The following is a 19,073-nucleotide window of genomic DNA, read 5'->3' as shown; positions in this document are numbered from 1 at the left end:
CTAGGTGCTGACATTGCACTGGCGCGTTTTTACACACTCTGGGCCAGAAGCAGACTGTCAGCACGGTTATGATTTCTCCCAAGAGAGATACCAGTAATGGTTTAAATGACATTTCAGGCGAGCCGGCGGTGCATGCAGTTCTATGATTAGAATTTAGCTGGGCAACGGACTGACATGCAGGACCGGGTTGTTCCTGACCTTGGCCAGTCGGATCTTGACTCGACTACCTGTTTTGCCAAAGAACCTCGCGGCCCTTACACCCGTCAGCTTGTGCCCCGCCGTGTAGTTGAAACTCTCGGTAACGCTTCGGCGAACAAGCAGTTCAAAACTGCGAGAGTTCTCCGTGATCCACGTAATCACTTCTCTTGTAAGCGTGGTTGGTGCGGGTTGAACGGGTTTGGGTCGCCCTTTGATTTTTGGCCTTGCTGGCTTCGGTCGTTTGGCTTCAAACAAAGTGATGTCATCAAGCTGGAAAGAACCAGGCACTGTGCATACGTGCGATTTCCCCCACCACAAACTCACGACGAGGTTGGTGCCGTTTGGATGGCCGATCAAGCTCCTCGCAGCCGAGGACATCTGGAGAGACAGGTTCGGGAAAGCGTTGAATACCCCTGGCCCGAAAGTGATCCCTCGACCAATCAGGCTGATTTGTTGGCCAGCGACCCTTGCCCAGCCAAAGTCATTCGATTCCAGGAAGCACAAATAGCGGTCACCTTTATCTAACGTTGCTTCAACCTTTCCGTTCGACCGTTCCCATACCAGTAAATTGGCTTTATCTTCGGTCTTAAGAACAGAATACTGGTCTATGCGCTTTACCTGAGCGGTTTTTGTGACGCTCGCTCTCAAGACTTTTTTGAGCTTGCTGGCGATCGCAGCTCGATTTTTCGCATGCGCTTCGAAGCGCTCACGTCGGGCGCGTCGCCGGGACTTGTCAACGAAATCCTTTTGGTGCTCCGCACATTGTTTCTGGAACTCGTTGTACAAGCCCTTCAAGCGTTCGATGTCCACCTTCATATCCGCGACCATTTCTGGCGTAATGCGCTCGGCATCATCCAGCCAGGGCTCAACGATGTCCATCGCCTGCCGGCGAGCCGGTTCGTCATTGAGGTGGACACTGAGCTCGAGATTGTGCTTTCCACCCTGAGTCAGGTTCTGGCTGCCTACCGTGACAAAGGTGTCTTTGTCAGTCACCAGCTTGGCGTGCAGCCCATCGAGCTGGTAGACCTCATGTTTTTGCATCAACTCGACGATGTCCTCCAGATCCGAACCGCCGGTAGCAAAGACGTTGGTGTCAAACAACGTGTAGATCCGCGCGCCTGTCTTGCCTTTAACCAGACTCAATGCAACGTCCTGGGTGATATAGGGCGACAGGATGATCAATGGTTGGGAAGAACGCTTTGCCTGTTGCTGCCAGCGTGGGTGGATATCCTTAAACATGCGCATGTAAGCTTCTTCCTGAAGTGCTGCCCGCCCGGAAAAACCGAGCTGATTCCAAGGGTGGGCGTTGTATTAGGGGAGGATAACGCGTTCATAGAGATTAAACGGCTCAGCATGAACCGCCTGGCCCGCGCCGGGATGCGGAGGGTTGGACAGGTAGTTGAGTATGTGGGGCATGATCGCACTAGGGACCGGTAGCAGCAATGAATCACCGTGAATGGTCCTGAGTTTCCTAGACACCTATGAGCGGCAGCTACTGGCCGAGAACTGCCGGTCTCGAACAACTGCTTCTGGCCGATTCTGTTGAAAAAGTCGGTTTCTGAGAGAGCAGCTTTTCGGAGGTTCAAAAAACGCTCGATTTCGGCGTTGCTACGTAAAAACCAAGACAGCTCTGTCTTCTGAACGCACCAGATTTCAACGTCGTTGACGCTCTTTCATGGGAAAAAATCGCGGCGGGACTTTTTCAACAGAATCGGCCGGAAGCAATCTCTCAAAACAAACCCACCCCACCATAAACCTAACCAAGTATATTTCCCCGGCAGCTAAGCCTCTGTGTCCGTCGCCACCACCCTCAAGGAGCGAATATGAAAGCAAGGATCGCAGCAGCACTGTTTGCCGTTGCAACCTCTTCCACCGCAGAAGATCTGAAGGAGTTCAAATTCTCCGCGCCGCCTCCTGTTGTTCAGAATGACACCCCGGCTACCTGTGCTTTCAAGGACTTCAAGGCTCCCGACGCCATGGTGGTGTATGCGGCGGGAGCTTATTCGGGGCGTGAGTTGCCGTTTCAGATTGATCAAAGCGGCCATCAGGCCACTCAGTTCGATATTGCGGTCAACAGCCCTGAGCAACCGGTTGCGTTGATACTCGGTGCGTATGAACCGACAGTCTGGAATATCGGCTGGAGTCAGGGCACGAAGATCGTGGCGGTGTATGTCTCGGGGTATTACCGTCAAGGCGTGGCGGGTCTGGATGCCAAGGTGCCTGTGCTCAACAGCAGTTATGAAAACAAAGGCCCGTGCGGTTATTTCTATGTGGGTAAAGAGCAAAATACCGGGCTCAATCCATTGTCGCGGCAGTTATTCGGCCAGCCCGTGAAGCTCGTTTATCCAGCCGACAAGTCCGGGAATGTTCTGATCGGTCAGCCACTCAGCGCGGGCTCCAGGCTTGTCACCTCAACGGCGATAACCCCCGAGAGTTTTCAAGAAAAGGATGCCCCGCTGGCCGGTCAGGCAGGACTTGAGGAGGCGGTTGCCAATGGCTTGCTCCGCGCCGCCACGAATGAGGATGCCCAGGCATGGGTGAATGCCATGGCTGCCAGCACGCCCGAACGCGATGTGCCGCCGGTGGCAGGTATCGGGAAACCGCGTCCGAGCATGCCAGACTTGTTCAACGCCTATGTTGTGCTTGAACCTTTTACTTACCCTGCTGGCTTGTACGGTGGAAATGCCGCGACGTTTTTTATTCCCAAAGGCGTTCCGATGCCGAAAGGGCAGATTGGCCATTCAGCGGTATATGACTTCAATTCAATGCGTTGTATCGGGGCCGTGTGCCGGTAGAGCGGAGTTCGGATAAGGTTCGCCAAGCTCCCGACACGACTCCCAGTACACGACATACTGGCGCGTGACAGATACATTTCTCGGTGAATCAACGATCAGGCGGTCAATGTCATCAGCTCAGCCGCCCTTGCTCTTCCCTCTACACTTCACCGGCAGAAGATGCTTCATGCACGCGATACGCCAGAGAAACAAGATGATGAAGCTCAGTCTGCTGTCTTCCGGTCACTTTGGCCGCTTCATCCCAGCGACGTAACTTCAGGCTGTCGGCAAACAATGGATCGCTCTCGAAAAGAGTTGCTTGCTCTTCAGTCATTGGTCCTCCTTGCCAGGCCAGTGTCTGCAGGCTGGCCTCACTCAGTGACTGCAGATACCCATTCTCGCGGTGGCACAGGTATCGTTTTGCATCGACGTGGCGTTCCACCAGACCGCAAAGGCGCAGTGGAAAGCCCAGTTCGCGCAGCCACCGGGCTCCGACTTTCTCGTGCTCCTTGCGGCCCCACCGGGTCGTTGGCGTGCTGGATGCTGGCATCGTGCAGAAATGGCCAACATCATGACAAAAGGCTGCCAGCACCAATTCATCGTCAGCCCCTTCGGCGATTGCCAGCTCGGCAGCTTGCACCATGTGTTCGAGCTGGCTCACGGCTTCGCCAAGGTAGTCAGCCTCGGCTTGCTGGCTGCACAACTCGAACAGCAGACGCACTGCTTTTTCGCTATTTACCCTCACGCGGGCAGGACTGTTGGCCATTGGCTCTCTCCCAACAGTGCGGCGACCGTTTGCTCACCCAGGCCCAGGCCGACGCTCATGCCAAGACCGGTGTGCATCAGCACTGCAGTTATGCCATCGCAGACGCGCAGGATACTGAACGGGCCAGGGCCACGTGCCCCGTACACCCCTTGCCAGCGCTCCAATATCTGGAGACCTCCTCCCAGAGTATGCTCGGCCAGGTCGATCATCAGTTGATCAACCGCTTCGGCGTTGAATGGAGCGGCATCGCTGCCGTAGTCGTGGGAGTCTCCAATGATCAGATCGCCGTAAGGCGTCGGGCTGATCAGCAAGTGAATGCCATGCGCTTCCAGCGCAGGGCTGTTGCGCCGAATTTCTGCGCGGATGGCCTCAGCCTCTGGCAGGTCGGAGAACGCGCCGTAGTGAACGCAACTAAGGCCGGTCAGCACCGCATGCTGCAGGTCGAAGGGCTCTTCCAGTCGGGCCCGCAGCATTTGAAGGCGACACACTGATGGTTTTAGTGCGGCCATCTGTTCGGCCAGCAGCGTCTGGTAATCATGCCCTGAGCACACCAGGATATGCCGTGCCCTGAAACGCCCTGCTGTGGTCAGTGCACTGCCTGCTTCGATGTCCCTGACCAGAGTAGAGAAGTGGAAATCGACGCCAAGGCCACGCAGATAATTCACGATCTGAGGAAGTGCCTCGCGTGAGTACAGCTGTTGGTCGTCCAGACCATGCAGCGCTGCGCGATGATGGGCAAATCGTCCGTCATACAGGCTCTGCAACGCTGCGCCGCGCAACAAATCGGTTCGGTAACCGAGCTCGCGACCTCGACCTGCGCAGAACGCTTCGAGCATGGCTTCCTCGGATTCAGTGCGGGCGAATATGAGCGCACCCTGCTTTTTCAACGTCAGCCCGGCAGCCTCACCCAGCTCTGCCCACAGTCCATGGGTCTGACGGGCGAGGTCAAGCATTGGCCCTGGTGCCTGGCCGGTTACCAGCGCCTGACCAAAGTTACGGATGGATGCGCCCGATGCCCGATCGCTACGCTCAAAAACCCGGACTTTCAGACCCCGACGGATACCCGCCCAGGCATGGGCCAGACCGAGAATACCCGCACCGACGATCAGCAGATCGCAGTCTTGTTGGCTCATTTATAAACTCCTGAATGAGGGAAATGTGGCAGGAGCAGGCGTAGCCCCAGTGACAGGACTACGCCTCGGCGTCACTTGCCGACGGGCTCGGACTTCCCGTCATAGCGTTTGCGCCACTCGGCGAGAATGCGATCACGATTCTCCGAAGCCCACTTGAAGTCGTTGGTAATCAGGCGCTGTTCATAGTCCGCCGGAAGTTCCTGAAACGGCTCGGCGATTCCCGGTTGGGCCAACACGGCGAAGTTGGCCTTGTAGAGTTCCATGGCCTCACGGCTGGCGGAAAAATCTGCAAGCTTTCTGGCTGCTTCCAGATGCGCAGTGCCCTTGATGATCCCGGTCGCTTCAATCTCCCAGCCCAGCCCTTCCTTTGGCAGCACAATGTCCAAGGGCGCGCCTTTGCGTTTCAATTGAATGGCTGGATATTCGAAGGAGATACCGATAGGGAATTCACCTGCTGCTGCCTGCTTGCAAGGCTTGGAGCCCGAATGGGTGTACTGGCCGATGTTCTGGTGGAGCTTATCCATATAGGCCCAACCGCCTTGCTCACCAAAAGTCTGCAACCAGGCACTGACATCCAGATACCCGGTCCCGGATGAGGCCGGGTTGGGCATGACGATCTTCCCCTTATAGACAGGGTCGGCCAGATCTTCCCACCTGGCTGGTTTCGGCAGTCCCTGCTTCTCGGCCTCGATGGTGTTGAAGCAAATAGTTGCAGCCCATACATCCATGCCGACCCAGGATGGCGGGTTGGCGTTATCTCGGTAGTTGGAGCCAATCTGATCCAGGCTACTCGGTGCATAAGCTTCGAGCATGCCTTGCTGCTTGAGAATGGCCAGGCTGGAAGCTGCCAGTCCCCACACCACATCCGCTTGCGGGCGATCTTTTTCGGCCATCAGCTTGGCCGTTACGATCCCGGTCGAATCACGTACCCACTTGATCCTGATATCCGGATTCTGTTTCTCGAAGGCCTGTTGGTAAGGCTTGAGTTGTTCGACTTCCAGAGCGGTATAAACGGTCAGTTCGGTAGCTGCTTGTGCCTGTAGAGCGACGGCTGCGAAGAGGCCGCAGAGCAAGGAAAACGGTTTGAACATGATGAATCTCCGGGAGTGTGGGCGACGTGACAGATCAGTTGGCTTGGGGGCTTTCGCCACGACTCAGGCGCGCGTTGATGGCTTCGATGATCGGTGGCAGGTCGGCCAGTGTGTCGATCAGGTAATGCGGTTGACTGGCAACGAACAGCGAATCGATGCGCTCGCGCTCAACGGCCAGTTGCTCTTCGGAAAGCGCCTGGAATTGCTCCCAGTTCAGGCCCAGGAAATTGCCCGAGAAACGTAAGGCCACCGTCCACATACCGGCGCCACGCCCTTCGAGAATGCCGGGTTCGGTATCGTCGACCTTGACGCAGGCAGCCACGTCATCAATCTCCAGGGCGATGACGTTCGCCAGCGCCTGGGCAGGACTCGGACGGCCTTTGGGAACCTCATCAGTCGCCACCACATGGTCAGCGCGGTAGCCGGCAGCAGCGGCAAGATCGACCACCTTTTCCATCACGGCTTTGGGGTATCCAGAGCAACTACCAATTTTCAGACCGCGCTCGCGCAGCTTCGCTACAGCCTCCAGTGCACCTGGTATCGGTGCCGAATGCTCGGCGACCCTGGCGATTTGCAGCGGCATGAAGCGTTCGTAGATTGCAGTGACATCGGCATCGCTTGGCTGGCGCCCGAACCGTTTGTAAAACTGCTCGGCCACGGCTGGCTGATCGCACAGGGTTCGAATGTGATCCCATTTACCCATGCCCATCGGGCCACGGGCCTGCCTCAAGCTAATGTCGATATCGAACTCGGCGAAGGCTTCGACGAAGATACGGGTGGGTGCGAATGAGCCGAAATCAACCACGGTACCTGCCCAGTCGAGAATGACCGCCTGCAGTCGATCGGGGTACTGATAGCGCATGAGAGGTCTCCAGTGAATCAATGGCCGGGCACCACACGCCAAGCCTGGGAGCGGCGTAGCAAGCCACGCGAAGCCCAGGCCAGCAGTAGGGAAACACCGGCAGATGTAAGAAGGATCAGGGTGGACATGGCAGCAGCACCGCCCACGTTGCCAGCGTCGTCCATATTCAATACGGCGACTGACGCCAGCACGCTGTCCGGGCTGTAGAGAAAGATCACCGCAGAGACCGTGGTCATGGCCGATACGAACAGATAGCGAATGATGTCCAGCAACGCGGGCAAGCAGACAGGTAGCGTTACCTGCAGGAAGTGGCGATACAGCGGAACCTTGAGCGAGAGAGCGACCGCCTCGAACTCGCCATCAAGCTGCCGCAGCGCTGTTGCGGCGGTCATTTGCGCGGTGGTCAGGAAATGCGCCACGGTGCAGATCACCAGCAACGTAAGGCTGCCGTAAAAACCGTGTAAGGGGTTGGTCGGGAGATTGAAGAAAAACACGTAGCCCAGCCCCAGCACCAGGCCTGGCACGGCCATGGGAATGAAACAGAGCAGGCGCAATAGTTGAGTGAGTCGGCTTTGCCGGGTTTTCTCGAGCAGGTAGCTGCCCGTGAAGATCAGTACGCTGCCGAACAGTGCACACCCACTCGCGAGCAGCAGACTGTTGCGATAAGCCAGCCAGCCGCCGGGCAAGTCCGAGAACGCATAATTGTGCAGCGACAGGTTCAGGTCATAGGGCCAGAACTTCACCAGGGATGAGTACACTGCCATCCCGAACACCCCGAGCAGCACGGCACAAATCAGAGCCACCATCACTAGAAAACTGGAGTCACGGCGATGATTCGGCATGGGGTGGTAGACCTGCGCACGCCCTCCCATGGCGCCTCGCTGCTGGCGCCGCAACCACAGATCGACAGCAAAACTGAGCAATGCCGGCAATAGCAGGAACAGACCAATCAGTGCGCCACGTCCAAACTGCTGCTGGCCGAGAACGGCCTTGTAAGCCTCCAGAGCAAGTACCTGATAGTCACCGCCAACCACCACCGGCACGCCAAAATCGGTGACGCAGAGGGTGAACACCAGGCAACTTGCAGCGAATACACCTTGCCGACTGCCTGGCCAGGTGATGCTGCGAAATGCTCGCCAGGGCGATGCGCCCATACTCGAAGCTGCATCGAAAAGTCGTGCATCCGAAAGTGCCAAGGCACTTATCAGCACCATCAGGGCGTGGGGAAATGTATAGATCGCCTGACCGAGCACGATGCCCCAAAAACCATAGATGCTGCCTGGAACCCAGTCACGCAACACACCCTGATTGCCGAACAGGTAGATCAACGCGATACCCGGCAACATCGATGGGGCCAGCAACGGCAGCAGCGAAATGCCACGCCATAGTCCTTTGGCGGGTATGCAAGTACGCTGGAGGGCGTAAGCGAAGCCATAGGCCGATGGCACGACGATCAGCACGACGGCGACAGCACCGGTCAGGCTATTGCCCAACAACCATCGAAAATTTGCACTACCAAACAGCTCGATGGCAGCAGCCAGCCCGCCACCCTGGCCCGGGTCTCCGGCAAGCCCCCGCCAGATCATGGCCAATAGCGGTAGCACGACAGCCAACAGCAGCAGGAGCAACATCAGCCATTGCCCGCCTTGCACAAACAGTCGGTCGGCCAGAACCGCAGGCCGCCGAACGTTCACTGGCCGCGCCGTTGAGACGGCTACCTGCTCCATCAGACGAACACCTGAAGACTATGGGGTGGCAGGGCAACACTAATCTGATTACCTGGCAGCGGCGGCATGGCCTCTGGTGTCATTTCGGCCAGCAGGGCATGGCCCGGTAGATCATCGAGCTCGAAGCTCATGCGGCAACGATTACCGAGGAAGGTTATTTCTCGCATGCGTGCCGGGAACAGGTTTTCCTGGGCTGACTGCGGATTGATAACCACAGCCTCAGGCCGGCAGAACAAGCGGCCTTGGGCATTGTCCCCGACCTCGGCCAAACGAAGGCTGATCGCCCCGACCCGAGCCTGGCTACCTTCGCGTCGGCACGGCAACCAGTTACCCTGGCCAACGAACCCGGCGACAAAAGGAGTCGCGGGTCTGTCGTAGATAGCCTGAGGCGTTGCGTACTGCTCGACACGTCCCTGATTCATGACCGCGATGCGGTCAGCCATCAACATGGCTTCATCCTGATTGTGGGTCACCATCAGGGTGGTGATTCCGAGCTGACGCTGAAGGCTTCGCAGCTCTGCACATAGATGCTCGCGTACCCGGGCATCGAGCGCTGACATGGGTTCGTCGAGCAACAGCAGTGAAGGGCTCGGAGCCAACGCACGGGCTAACGCAACACGTTGTTGCTGACCACCGGAAAGCTGTGCCGGATATTTCTCTGCACTACCGCAAAGGCCAACAAGCTCAAGCATTTCGGCAACGCGTGCGCGCATCGCCTCTCGTCCCTGCCCAGTCAGGCCATACGCGATGTTCCGCGAAACAGTCAGATTGGGGAACAGTGCGTACGACTGAAACAGGATGCCGTAGTCACGCGCTTGTGGTGGTAGCGCCGAGACGTCACGACCGGAAAAATGGATGCGGCCCTGATCCTGGCTCTCGAGGCCTGCAATGCACCGAAGCAAGGTTGTCTTGCCGCACCCGGATGGGCCAAGGAGGCAGACAAGCTCACCGGCTGCGATGTCCAGAGACACACCGTCCAGCGCCTTGAATGTCCCGAAGCCTTTATGAATGTCGCGCAGTTGCAGATCGACGGTGGCCATGCAAGTAACCTCGTTTGGAATCGAACGAGTGTCAGCTTAGGCCTGGCTTACTAAGGCTTTGTGGCAAAAGGGCAAAAGCTGCCGATAGTGGTATCGGCATTTTTAGGAAGGGAAACTTCGCGCGGCGCTAACCAGTACCTCTGGCAATGCCGAGGAATGCTGCTGGCAACCTGGCCTGGCGACGCTCGCGCAAACAGTAGAGGTATTCGGAAATCATCGGCGCATCATCTAACGCGACTACTCGCAGATCCGGATTATCCGGCACTTCATGTCGGGCAATGACGCTTATGCCGATATTGCGCAGAACAGCCTCGCGAATCGATTCGCGGCTACCTATTTCCAACAGCGGACCAGGAGCCACGCAGGCCGCTCGCAGCATCTGCTCGGTGAGCAGGCGAGTGGTGGAACCTGTCTCGCGCATCAGCAGGCAATGCCCGGCAAGTGCCGAAGGAGACAACCGCGTATGGACGGATAATGGATGGCTGCGATGAACAGCCAGCACCAGCGGATCCTGGCCAAGCAACAGCCGAGTGAAGCGCCCATCCTCTTCCAGCTGTGAAGAGGCAGACAGGTCGACCCGGTACTCCTCCAGCGCTTCTATCACCTGTTGGGAGTTTCCAATCTCCACGGTCACCTGAATCTGCGGAAAACGATCACGAAAACGCCGTACCAGATCAAGCACGTAGTAAGGGGCGGTGGCCGCGATGCGCAGACAACCTTGCATGTGCCCACTGTTACGCAGAAAGAACTCGATGTCGGCCTCCTGCTGCAGCAGTTTCTGCACCATCGGCAACAGGCGGGCACCTTCCTCACTGAGCGTCAGGCGGCGGCCTCCCCGATAGAACAGCTCTACGCCGTATTGCGCCTCCAGGCTGCGAATCTGAGTAGTGACCGTCGGCTGGCTCAGACCAAGCTTCTTGGCTGCCTGGGTGATGCTGCCCTGGCGAGCAACCATATAAAAGGATTTCAGCTCGGCAGATAGCATCGTGTATACGACTCTCGTCAGGTAGCCCGCTCACACGGGATGAGGCTTTCTCGGGAAGAATGGCGCTTTTCAACGGTGAAACCGTGCCCAGAGAGCGTACCGAGCTTCTCAGAATTCGATCGGGTGCTCAATCGGCATTTTGGGGGATTGCTGGCTGGTGCGGATGGCGGAAAGCTGCCAGAAGCGGTCACTTCGGATTGCTCAGGGATGCCTCTAACACGTCGAGAAAGACGCGCACACGATGCGGCACCTGCTGCCGGGTAGGTAGCACAGCAGTGATGCAAAGCTGCTCGGGAGTTGCATCCTCTAATTCCACTAGACGCAAGCTCTCATCTTCAAGGTCGTCGCGAACATCCCAATACGTGAGCATTGCTAGCCCCAACCCTTGTTTGCTCGCGGTGCGCACCGCTTCGACGCTATTCGCAGAGAACAGGCTTTCACCTTTGAAGCCAACTGTTTCCCCTTGCTGGACGAAAGGCCAATGCGGCATACCGTGAAGTGCTATGCAACGATGCCGGCGTAGGTCAGCGAGAGTAGTGGGCGCGCCGTGCTGCTCTAGATAAACGGGACTTGCGCAAAGCACGCGGGGATTGGGAGCCAGCGAACGAGCAACCAACCCAGAATCGCGAAGGGTCGCAATTCTTATAGCTACGTCTATTCCCAGGCTGACAATGTCTACGATGCTGTCCGAGAGGTGGAGGTCTATTTGCAGAGCAGGATGCTCGGCCAATAACTGCGGGATGAGCGGCATGATGACGGCCTGGCCGAAGACCGTTGGAGCCGTCACCTTCAGTACACCGCTGGCGGTTCCTGCGTTCGCCCTCAAGGTGACTTTCGCCGCCTCGCTCACGCCAAGAAGTGTCTTGGAAAATGGTAGGAAAACCTCCCCTTCAGGCGTAAGCGAAACCGAGCGAGTAGTGCGATGTACCAACCGAACCTCCAGCTCACGCTCAAGAAAAGCTAGCCGCCGCGACACGGCCATGGGAGACAGTCCTAACCGCCGAGCTGCGCCCGAAAGACTGCCGCTTTCAGCAATGGCTGCGAACACTTCAACGTCCGAAATCTGCATCTTTATATCTCTTTCTGTTAAAGCGCTTTATCCATTACGCCCAATTCTCATTGTCTCCGCTGGCGCATAACCTCTGTGCATCGCCTTACTTGGCAGAACGCAAAAAGAGGAAACCAATGATGCTCAATTCACGGATTTTAACTCCATATGATATTTCCGGCCTCTCGTTGAAGAATCGTCTGGCGGTCGCGCCTATGACACGCGTCAGCGCTACCGACACGGGGCTCGCAACCCGGCAGATGGCCCGGTATTACGAGCGCTTCGCCCAAGGAGGTTTTGGCCTGGTCATCACCGAAGGTATTTATACCGATCAGAAGCACTCGCAGGGTTACCCCTTCCAGCCCGGCATTACCGATGACCAGCAGGCCCAAGCTTGGCGAGCAGTCACGGACAGCATCCACGCTCACCAGGGTGCCGTCTTTGCCCAGATCATGCACGCAGGTGCTCTCAGTCAGGGCAACCGCTTCGTCGACGTTTCGGCAGCACCCTCAGCGCTGCGCCCGAAGGGAGAGCAGATGAAGTTTTATTATGGCGCGGGCCAATACCCCGTACCCCGAGCCATGTCCGAAGAAGATATTACCGATGCCATTGAGGGCTTCGCACAGGCTGCAACCCTGGCAATCAAATCTGCCAATTTCGACGGCATTGAAATTCACGGCGCGAATGGATATCTGCTTGATCAGTTCCTCACCGATTACACAAATCAGCGTAACGACCGCTGGGGTGGCTCCGTACAGGCTCGACTATCCCTGACCCTTGAGGTCGTCAAAGCGGTAAGGAGGGCGGTAGGCGCGGTGCCTGTGGGTGTTCGAATCTCGCAGAGCAAGGTCAATGACTACGAGCACAAATGGGCCGAAGGAGAGCTGGCTGCCGAAGTGATCTTCGGCTCGCTCAGTGATGCTGGAGTCGACTTCATTCACGTCACGGAATTCGAAGCCTGGAAACCAGCATTTCCAACCAGCCATAACAGCCTAGTATCGTTCGCTCGTCGTTACGCACCGCAGGTGGCGTTGATTGCAAATGGTGGCTTACATACGCTTGAGCACGCGTTATCTGCGATGAAAGAAGGTGCCGAGATCATCGCAATCGGAAAGGCTGCGCTCGCGAACCCGGATCTACCTCGGCGACTGGCCAACAAGGAAGCTCTAGATGGGTTTGACGCCTCGATCCTGGGGCCTATCGCGAACATCAAAAGTAGCGAGTTGGCTTTGGCCTGAAAGCAACGCCAGAAGCGGACGGCGGTGTCAGCTCTTGGTCGGGAGCTGACTATTGGAAATCCTGAACTTGAAGGGGCGGTAGGCAGTTGGTACGTTTGGTCCCTTTACTGATGGGCGCCTGACATGGGAGGTGATTTTTCGTTGCAGATCGAACGCGCCGCTTATGAGGAGTTTGCTCCGCTTTGGAGCCAAGGGCGCTTTGAGGATCAGCGACTGGGACAAGCGTTCTACAACCACTTCCATGGCAAAGGCGCGACAGTTTTCTTCAATAGCTCATCCGTACTATAGATTCGAGGCGCAGGGCAACCTAGCCTTGAGTGCTCCCCTGTCAGGACTTGTTCCGATGAGCATTCCGCTGTTGCTGTTCAAGACCGTCACCCCAATGGCGGTCCTCGCTTTTCTTTCGGGCTGCGCCAGTGCACCGCCTGCGTTGCCGGAGGGAGCTGTCTATACGCCAACGCAGTGCGGGATAGTGAAAACCGACAGCGTCGCGTTTCTCACCAAGACCTGCGAGACCCAGCTCAAACTGAGCTCCCAACCGGTGGCATGCAATGCATTGCACGCCGAGTTCGGCAACGTGATCAAACAAGCGGAACAGCAGGTCGAGCGCATGCGTACAACACAACGCGGTATCGACTGCCGTGAAACCATCATGACTCAGATTGACGGTGACATGGAAAAGGCCACCCAGGCCATGAAAAAGTTTCAGGAGTGGAAGGTCAACTCCTGGATACCGCCGCAGTGCGCCAGAATGGATCTGGAAAAACTCAACCAGCTCACCGAAAGTTGTGAGGCGCAACTGGCGCAATCAGGCGATCAGCCATCCTGCGCAGCGATCCAGGTGGAGTTTCAGGCAAGAATGCCTGAGATGCAACGCGCCCTCGCAAAGAACCAGGCAAACCCCAAAGACTGCTCTGATGCGACCGAGATCTACAGCAAGCAATTCAGAAGGACGCTGGAGGCTTATCAAAACTTTGATCGACAACAACGTCTGAAGAAAGCAAACCCATGAAAGTCAATGGCCTGCTAATAATCACGTTGGCGGTCAGTACCGCTATCTTGGGAGCGTGCGCTTCAATCCCTGAGTTGATGGCACGCAAAGACTGGGAGGGGCGTGACATCAACGATGCCTTCGAGAAATGGGGGCCACCGCAAAAAATGGAGCAGACGCCGAACGGCGTGTTCGCGTTCACCTGGACCATGGCGCACGATGTAACCGAAAGCGTTCACCAAGGTACCTCCCAAAATTACAGTAATGGCGTTCTCTACCTTACGGACCATTACGCGGATGAGACAAGGCGCGTGGGCTGCAAAATCGTGATGTATGCGGCGCCTGATCAAAAAATCCTCAAAGCCTATTCGCAAGGCGGTTGCAACGGTTACATGACCTCGCCTGTTAAATAGAGTGCGGCAGGTTGTGTGCTGTCATATGCGGTCTGCGCTCAGAACTCGAGTGGGTAGTCCCGAGATCCTGGTGTCGTGTGAGTATGAATTCACTTCTGCGCACCATGCCTCCAGTGGATTGGCCATTGAATTTCTGCCCGATGGAGACCAGTTCAGTGCCGCCGACAATACGCACCCACGGCGTATTCTGGCCAGCGGCGGGCGGGGGTGAAAAAACGATGGTGCGGAAACTGGCTACAGCCACCAGATAACATCAGCGGCAGGGCTGCAGCAGTTTTGCGATACATGCACTTTTCTCGATGAGTCAACGATCAGGCAATCAATGTCATCAGTTCAGCCGCCAGCTCACGTGCGTCCTGCTGATAGGCGTTGTGCCAGGCGGCTGACCAGTCGGCTGGCCGACCTTGCTCCTCCCACTCTGCCAGCGCCAGGCCACTCAGGATCTCCAGCTCGTACCACAGGCTTTGCCAGGCTTCTGCATCCTCAATCAGTGTGTTGTCCTGCCACAGAAACTCGGTTTGTGCGACAAAGTCGGTCCAGGCAAACATATCCTCGGATGCCCGTTCTGCCTGCTTCAGCAACTGCGCCTTGTCTGTCATATGTCACCGCCGTCACTTTTACAGAACGACTATTAACCGTCGCGTGCGCGAGGTCTTGGGTTTGGTGTCTTTGGTCTGTGTCGAGACTGCAAGTTCCGCAGCATAAAGGAGGCGATTGAATCCCAGTTTTGAATCATTTCAGTTGCATGACGTTAGCCAGACGAAGTGCTACAGCCGATGCCTGTTCGACGCTGACGATGTTCGTGAAGCCCAGTATCAGACCGTGCCTGGGTTTGACTTTCAAGTACCACTGTGACAGCGGTTCGACCGCGATGCCAACGGACTGGGCGCGCAGAGCGAGCTCTGCATCATTACCTTCCCGAAGCCCTGCGACCAGATGCATACCGCTCACTTGATGGTTGACCAGCAGGCGGTCGCCGAACTGTTGTTGCAATGCATCGACCAGCCATTGACGGCGGCGTGAGTATAGCGAGCGCATTTTCTTTAAATGTCTGGCGAAGTGCCCCTCGTTAAGGAACGCCGCGACCGTCGCCTGAAGCAAGTGTGGGCAGTGATTATGCAGACGATCGGCCTGACGGGCGAATGCCAGGGTCTGTTCGGCTGGCACAACCAGATAAGCCAGGCGCAGGCCGGGGAACAGAACCTTGCTGAAGGTCCCGGTATAGAGAACGCGGCCTTGCTGGTCGAGGCTTTTAAGGGATGGCAAGGGCTTGCCCTGATAGCGGTATTCGCTGTCGTAGTCGTCCTCGATGATCCAGCTACCCTGGCGGTTTGCCCAGTCCAGCAAGGCCAGACGGCGCGGCAGTGATAGAGACATACCCAGCGGGCTCTGGTGGGTCGGAGTGACCACTGCGAAGCTCGCATCCGGGCAACTGGCGATGCCATGCGCGACGTCCAGGCCCTCGTCATCTACTGGAACCGGCACCAGCTCTGCGCCAGCGTCCAGCAGGGCGTTTCTGGCCATGAAGTAGCCGGGCTCTTCCATCCAGCATTTATCGTCAGGACGCATCAACGTGCGGCTGATCAGGTCAAGGCAGGCGCGATAGCCAGCACACACGAAGACCTGATCTGGATGGCAGGAGATACCCCGTGAAATCCCCAGGTAGGCAGCGATGGCAGAGCGCAACGGTGCGTAGCCTTGCGAGTCTGGGTAGACAAGGCCTTCCAGCCCGGCTTGTCGCAGTTGACGACCCACGAGTCTTGTCCAGAGCTTTCGTGGAAAAGCATCCAGTGCGGGAATCCCCATCTGCAGGGCTAGCGGCAATGTTCCTGCGTGGTTGACCTGGTACTTCGTCGAAACGATCGGCGTGCGGAGCATCGATGAGCAAGCGGGCATCAGGTGCGGTGTAACAAATGTTCCAACTGCTCCGCGAGCGGTCAGGTAACCCTCGCCAATCAGCAACTGATAGGCCGCCTCCACAGTGCCGCGGGCGAGATTCAGCTCCGCAGCCAGCGCACGAACGGCTGGTACCCGGTCTCCCGGGCGCAGGCGGCCGTCTGCAATAGATTCACGAAACCTTTGATAGATCTGGCGATAGATCGGCGTGGTCTGGCCTGGAGCTACATCAAGAGGAGTAATCATGGCCTAGTCGTTTATGCATTATTTGGCTCTACAGAATAAGCCATCCCGACGATAGAGTGGCCCATCTCTATTTAACGGACGGCGTAATGCCTTACACATTCGAACATCTCAAAAGCGAGAAGGACTTTCAGGCCAGTCTCGGTCTGATGCAGGTCTTGCGACCGCATATTGTTGCCCCGACTACCTATGTGGCGCAGTTGGTTCGGCAGACCGAGCAGGGCTACCGTTTACTGGCAGCGTACGATGGCGAGGACATAGTCGGCCTGGTGGGTTACCGCGAGTTGGAAAACCTGCTCTACGGGCGTTTTACCTACGTTGACGATCTCGTGGTGAGCCCAGACCTTCAGTGCACCGGTTTGGGCGGGCGGCTGTTGACGACTATTTGCGATCAGGCTGTGAGCCGCGGCTGTGATCACCTTGTGCTGGATACTGGCTTGCACATGGCGCTGGCCCAGCGCTTCTATTTTCGCCAGGGGCTGTTGGCCCGTGGCATGCATTTTACCAAGAGCCTTCGGGCAGAGCGCCAGGTATGAACAATGTCCTGCTGATCAATGCCAGTCCTCGTGGCCGAGATTCCCATGCGAACCAGTTGGCGCTGGAACTGGTGATGTTCTTGCGCAACCGCTATCCGAAACTTGAGCTGTTGGAGCGCGAACTGGGAGTGGATGTGTTGCCACCGCTCGGCGCGGGCTATGCCCATGCTCTGACCACGATCACGCCTTTCGACTCGCCGGTGTTCGACCTCTCTGAGGTGCTGATCGCAGAGTTGGAGCGAAGCGATATCCTGATTATCGCTACCCCGATGCACAACTTCACGCTCCCTGCCGCTCTCAAGCTCTGGATCGACTACGTCCTGCGTATTCACCGGACATTCAGCTCAAATTCAGAGGGTAAGACCGGTCTGCTGACTGACCGTCCTGTGTACGTATTAGTTGGATCGGGTGGCTTTCACCGCGGCGAGCTAGCACGTCAACCGGACTTCTTGACGCCTTACTTGCGCCAAGTGCTTAACACCCTTGGGCTGTTCAACGTTTCCTTTATCTATCTCCAGGGGTTGGTATTCGGTGACGAAGCCATTCGCGCAACGATTACAGATGCCAAGGCCATGCTTTCACTGGAATCACAGTTCAACGGCCTTGTTTAAACCTGATCACTTCTCCTGCATGGGACCTTCACTATGAGCCAACTCAGACTGCCATTCACCAGCTTGTCGCCTGCTGCGTACCAAGGCCTGCTTGCCACCAACAAGGCACTGGCTGCGAGCCCGTTAGGTCTGCCGCTGCTCGAATTGGTGTACTTGCGTATCTCGCAGATCAATGGCTGCGCTTTTTGCCTGAGCAAACATTCGCAGACCCTGCGCGAATCTGAAGTGCCGCAAGAGAAACTGGATTGCCTGGCCGGCTGGCGAATCAGCGAACTCTTCGACAAGCGTGAACGCGCTGCACTCGCATGGGTAGAGACGCTCACATACATTAGCGAGAGGGGCGCGCCCGACGAGTTGTATGATCCTTTAAAGGCGCACTTCTCCGATGCAGAAATTTCTGATCTGACCCTGGCCGCAGCCTTGATGAATGCCTTCAACCGGCTGGCGGTGGGGATGCTTCTTTAAGCGCATATAGTCGTCGATCATGTATTTCAGAACGGCTACCGATGTCGAATCGATCTTGATGACTTCGGTATGCCGACTTGCTGGCGTGCGTGTCCGGCAGCCAGGGGAGCTGCCTTCTCAAAGATAATGGAGCCTTTGTGATCCCGGGATATCGCGTACGCATTTACTGTTTCATCGGTGCCTTCTTCTGCCTGGGTATTGCGTGGGCGATGATGACTGACGAGCTCTATGACGCATTTACACTTTGGCAATTCGATGTCTTCACAGGGCCGCGTAGCCAGAGAGTCAAAGAACACCTCATCTTCGACGAGCAGCCAGTACGTTTTCTCTTGTATCTGCTGAAAACCCTGGTGATTTTTATTCTTCTTGGCGGTGCAGGGCTTGCGATGTCGTGGGGTGTGTTGCGAGGGCGCAAGGCGTTCAAGCGCTGGCACAGAAGCTCCTGACAGGTGGGATATTCATCTCTTGATGGTGGACAACCATCAGTCCTTCTTTATCTCTTCCAGACGTCCACGACAATTAATGAACGATGGCAGAACACAAATGACGCAAGCACCCCAACACCTGTTCGCCTTCGTACAGCAACGCTGCGAGTATCGTCCTGCCGTAACCGCTATCGTGCTGTTTGGTCTCAAGGTCGAGGGGGAGGGCGAATCACCGGTTTATATGGAGATTCGTTTTATTGACTACGGCAGTCAGCAGGTTGAGGGCGAGCACTTGATGTTGTCTCTGGAAGAGGCACTTGAGCATGCTCGTGATGATTACGGAATTCTTCAAACCGATTGGCGTGCGATGAGCCGGGAAGAAATGGATCGGATTGCCTGGTAGGTATTGGTCATCCGGACAGTCACCGGCAGATATTTTGCGTCTCAGTCGCCAGCAATCCGCCTCCCCCAAAATGATCCATTGACCTCAACCGCTCGGCAGGACTCCTGCCTGTTTGCCGCACGCCAGCGACCTTTTGTGAAAATTTAACTGCGGCACAATGCCGCATTCCGGTATGGTTCTGAAAAATTGAGACAAATTGTTTCAGTTATTTCGTGATGAAACCGTGTC

Annotated in this window: 20 protein-coding genes; 9 read left to right on the top strand and 11 right to left on the bottom strand. The window is 56.6% G+C overall.

What is annotated here, in order from left to right; translation table 11 throughout:
- Positions 1 to 153 precede the first annotated feature (153 nt).
- Complete coding sequence (locus JSY17_RS16015; protein WP_206402336.1) at positions 154 to 1,443, bottom strand: phospholipase D-like domain-containing protein; 1,290 nt, start codon at positions 1,441 to 1,443, stop codon at positions 154 to 156.
- Positions 1,444 to 2,021: 578 nt separating this feature from the next.
- Between JSY17_RS16015 and JSY17_RS16010 the strand changes: the two genes are divergently transcribed.
- Positions 2,022 to 2,993, top strand: coding sequence for a hypothetical protein (locus JSY17_RS16010; protein ID WP_206402337.1), 972 nt, complete (start codon positions 2,022 to 2,024; stop codon positions 2,991 to 2,993).
- A 139-nt stretch (positions 2,994 to 3,132) separates the two neighbouring features.
- Here the strand turns inward: JSY17_RS16010 and JSY17_RS16005 are convergent, their stop codons facing one another.
- From JSY17_RS16005 to JSY17_RS15970, 8 genes are all read right to left on the bottom strand, one after another.
- Positions 3,133 to 3,738 carry an HD domain-containing protein gene (locus tag JSY17_RS16005; RefSeq protein ID WP_206402339.1) on the bottom strand — a complete coding sequence of 202 codons (606 nt, stop codon included), beginning with the start codon at positions 3,736 to 3,738 and terminating at the stop codon, positions 3,133 to 3,135.
- Positions 3,714 to 4,871, bottom strand: a complete 1,158-nt coding sequence (locus tag JSY17_RS16000; RefSeq protein WP_206402341.1) for a TIGR03364 family FAD-dependent oxidoreductase — start codon at positions 4,869 to 4,871, stop codon at positions 3,714 to 3,716. The genes JSY17_RS16005 and JSY17_RS16000 overlap by 25 nt, the downstream gene beginning before the upstream one ends.
- A gap of 71 nt (positions 4,872 to 4,942) precedes the next feature.
- Complete coding sequence (locus JSY17_RS15995) at positions 4,943 to 5,962, bottom strand: putative 2-aminoethylphosphonate ABC transporter substrate-binding protein (RefSeq protein ID WP_206402344.1); 1,020 nt, start codon at positions 5,960 to 5,962, stop codon at positions 4,943 to 4,945.
- 34 nt (positions 5,963 to 5,996) lie between these two features.
- Positions 5,997 to 6,824, bottom strand: coding sequence for a phosphonoacetaldehyde hydrolase (gene phnX / locus JSY17_RS15990; protein ID WP_206402346.1), 828 nt, complete (start codon positions 6,822 to 6,824; stop codon positions 5,997 to 5,999).
- Between the two features lie 17 nt (positions 6,825 to 6,841).
- Positions 6,842 to 8,551, bottom strand: a complete 1,710-nt coding sequence (locus tag JSY17_RS15985; RefSeq protein ID WP_206402348.1) for a putative 2-aminoethylphosphonate ABC transporter permease subunit — start codon at positions 8,549 to 8,551, stop codon at positions 6,842 to 6,844.
- Entirely contained in the window at positions 8,551 to 9,591 is a 1,041-nt protein-coding gene (locus JSY17_RS15980) for a putative 2-aminoethylphosphonate ABC transporter ATP-binding protein (protein ID WP_206402350.1), read from the bottom strand. Before JSY17_RS15980 ends, JSY17_RS15985 begins: the two co-directional genes overlap by 1 nt.
- Before the next feature lie 127 nt (positions 9,592 to 9,718).
- A complete protein-coding gene (locus JSY17_RS15975; RefSeq protein WP_122371853.1) occupies positions 9,719 to 10,576 on the bottom strand; it encodes a LysR family transcriptional regulator in 858 nt (285 codons plus the stop codon).
- Between the two features lie 187 nt (positions 10,577 to 10,763).
- Complete coding sequence (locus JSY17_RS15970) at positions 10,764 to 11,645, bottom strand: LysR family transcriptional regulator (protein WP_200999265.1); 882 nt, start codon at positions 11,643 to 11,645, stop codon at positions 10,764 to 10,766.
- 116 nt (positions 11,646 to 11,761) lie between these two features.
- On the opposite strand from JSY17_RS15970, the gene JSY17_RS15965 reads away from it, so the two are divergent.
- From JSY17_RS15965 to JSY17_RS15955, 3 genes are all read left to right on the top strand, one after another.
- Entirely contained in the window at positions 11,762 to 12,862 is a 1,101-nt protein-coding gene (locus tag JSY17_RS15965; protein WP_206402352.1) for an oxidoreductase, read from the top strand.
- 343 nt (positions 12,863 to 13,205) lie between these two features.
- On the top strand, positions 13,206 to 13,874 hold the full coding sequence (locus JSY17_RS15960) for a hypothetical protein (RefSeq protein WP_206402354.1): 669 nt from the start codon (positions 13,206 to 13,208) through the stop codon (positions 13,872 to 13,874).
- Complete coding sequence (locus JSY17_RS15955; protein ID WP_206402356.1) at positions 13,871 to 14,266, top strand: hypothetical protein; 396 nt, start codon at positions 13,871 to 13,873, stop codon at positions 14,264 to 14,266. The genes JSY17_RS15960 and JSY17_RS15955 overlap by 4 nt, the downstream gene beginning before the upstream one ends.
- Before the next feature lie 311 nt (positions 14,267 to 14,577).
- On the opposite strand, the gene JSY17_RS15950 is transcribed toward JSY17_RS15955, so the two are convergent.
- Together JSY17_RS15950 and pdxR are read right to left on the bottom strand one after the other, a co-directional pair.
- A complete protein-coding gene (locus tag JSY17_RS15950) occupies positions 14,578 to 14,865 on the bottom strand; it encodes a hypothetical protein (RefSeq protein WP_206402357.1) in 288 nt (95 codons plus the stop codon).
- Positions 14,866 to 14,998: 133 nt separating this feature from the next.
- Positions 14,999 to 16,408, bottom strand: coding sequence for a MocR-like pyridoxine biosynthesis transcription factor PdxR (pdxR, locus tag JSY17_RS15945; RefSeq protein ID WP_206402358.1), 1,410 nt, complete (start codon positions 16,406 to 16,408; stop codon positions 14,999 to 15,001).
- Between the two features lie 86 nt (positions 16,409 to 16,494).
- Between pdxR and JSY17_RS15940 the strand changes: the two genes are divergently transcribed.
- The 5 genes from JSY17_RS15940 (at position 16,495) to JSY17_RS15920 (ending at position 18,845) form a co-directional block, all read left to right on the top strand.
- Positions 16,495 to 16,941, top strand: a complete 447-nt coding sequence (locus JSY17_RS15940; RefSeq protein ID WP_117183660.1) for a GNAT family N-acetyltransferase — start codon at positions 16,495 to 16,497, stop codon at positions 16,939 to 16,941.
- Positions 16,938 to 17,552: an FMN-dependent NADH-azoreductase gene (locus tag JSY17_RS15935; protein WP_206402359.1), complete on the top strand. Its 615-nt coding sequence runs from the start codon at positions 16,938 to 16,940 to the stop codon at positions 17,550 to 17,552. Before JSY17_RS15940 ends, JSY17_RS15935 begins: the two co-directional genes overlap by 4 nt.
- 33 nt (positions 17,553 to 17,585) lie before the next feature.
- Entirely contained in the window at positions 17,586 to 18,017 is a 432-nt protein-coding gene (locus JSY17_RS15930; protein ID WP_206402360.1) for a carboxymuconolactone decarboxylase family protein, read from the top strand.
- Between the two features lie 137 nt (positions 18,018 to 18,154).
- On the top strand, positions 18,155 to 18,463 hold the full coding sequence (locus JSY17_RS15925; RefSeq protein WP_117183663.1) for a hypothetical protein: 309 nt from the start codon (positions 18,155 to 18,157) through the stop codon (positions 18,461 to 18,463).
- Positions 18,464 to 18,560: 97 nt separating this feature from the next.
- Positions 18,561 to 18,845, top strand: coding sequence for a hypothetical protein (locus JSY17_RS15920; protein WP_205417954.1), 285 nt, complete (start codon positions 18,561 to 18,563; stop codon positions 18,843 to 18,845).
- Positions 18,846 to 19,073 lie beyond the last annotated feature (228 nt).

Origin of the sequence: Pseudomonas capsici (assembly GCF_017165765.1) — a bacterium.
Lineage (GTDB): Bacteria > Pseudomonadota > Gammaproteobacteria > Pseudomonadales > Pseudomonadaceae > Aquipseudomonas > Aquipseudomonas capsici.
Note: the sequence above shows the minus strand (reverse complement) of the source record. Positions and strands in the feature narration are given on the sequence as shown.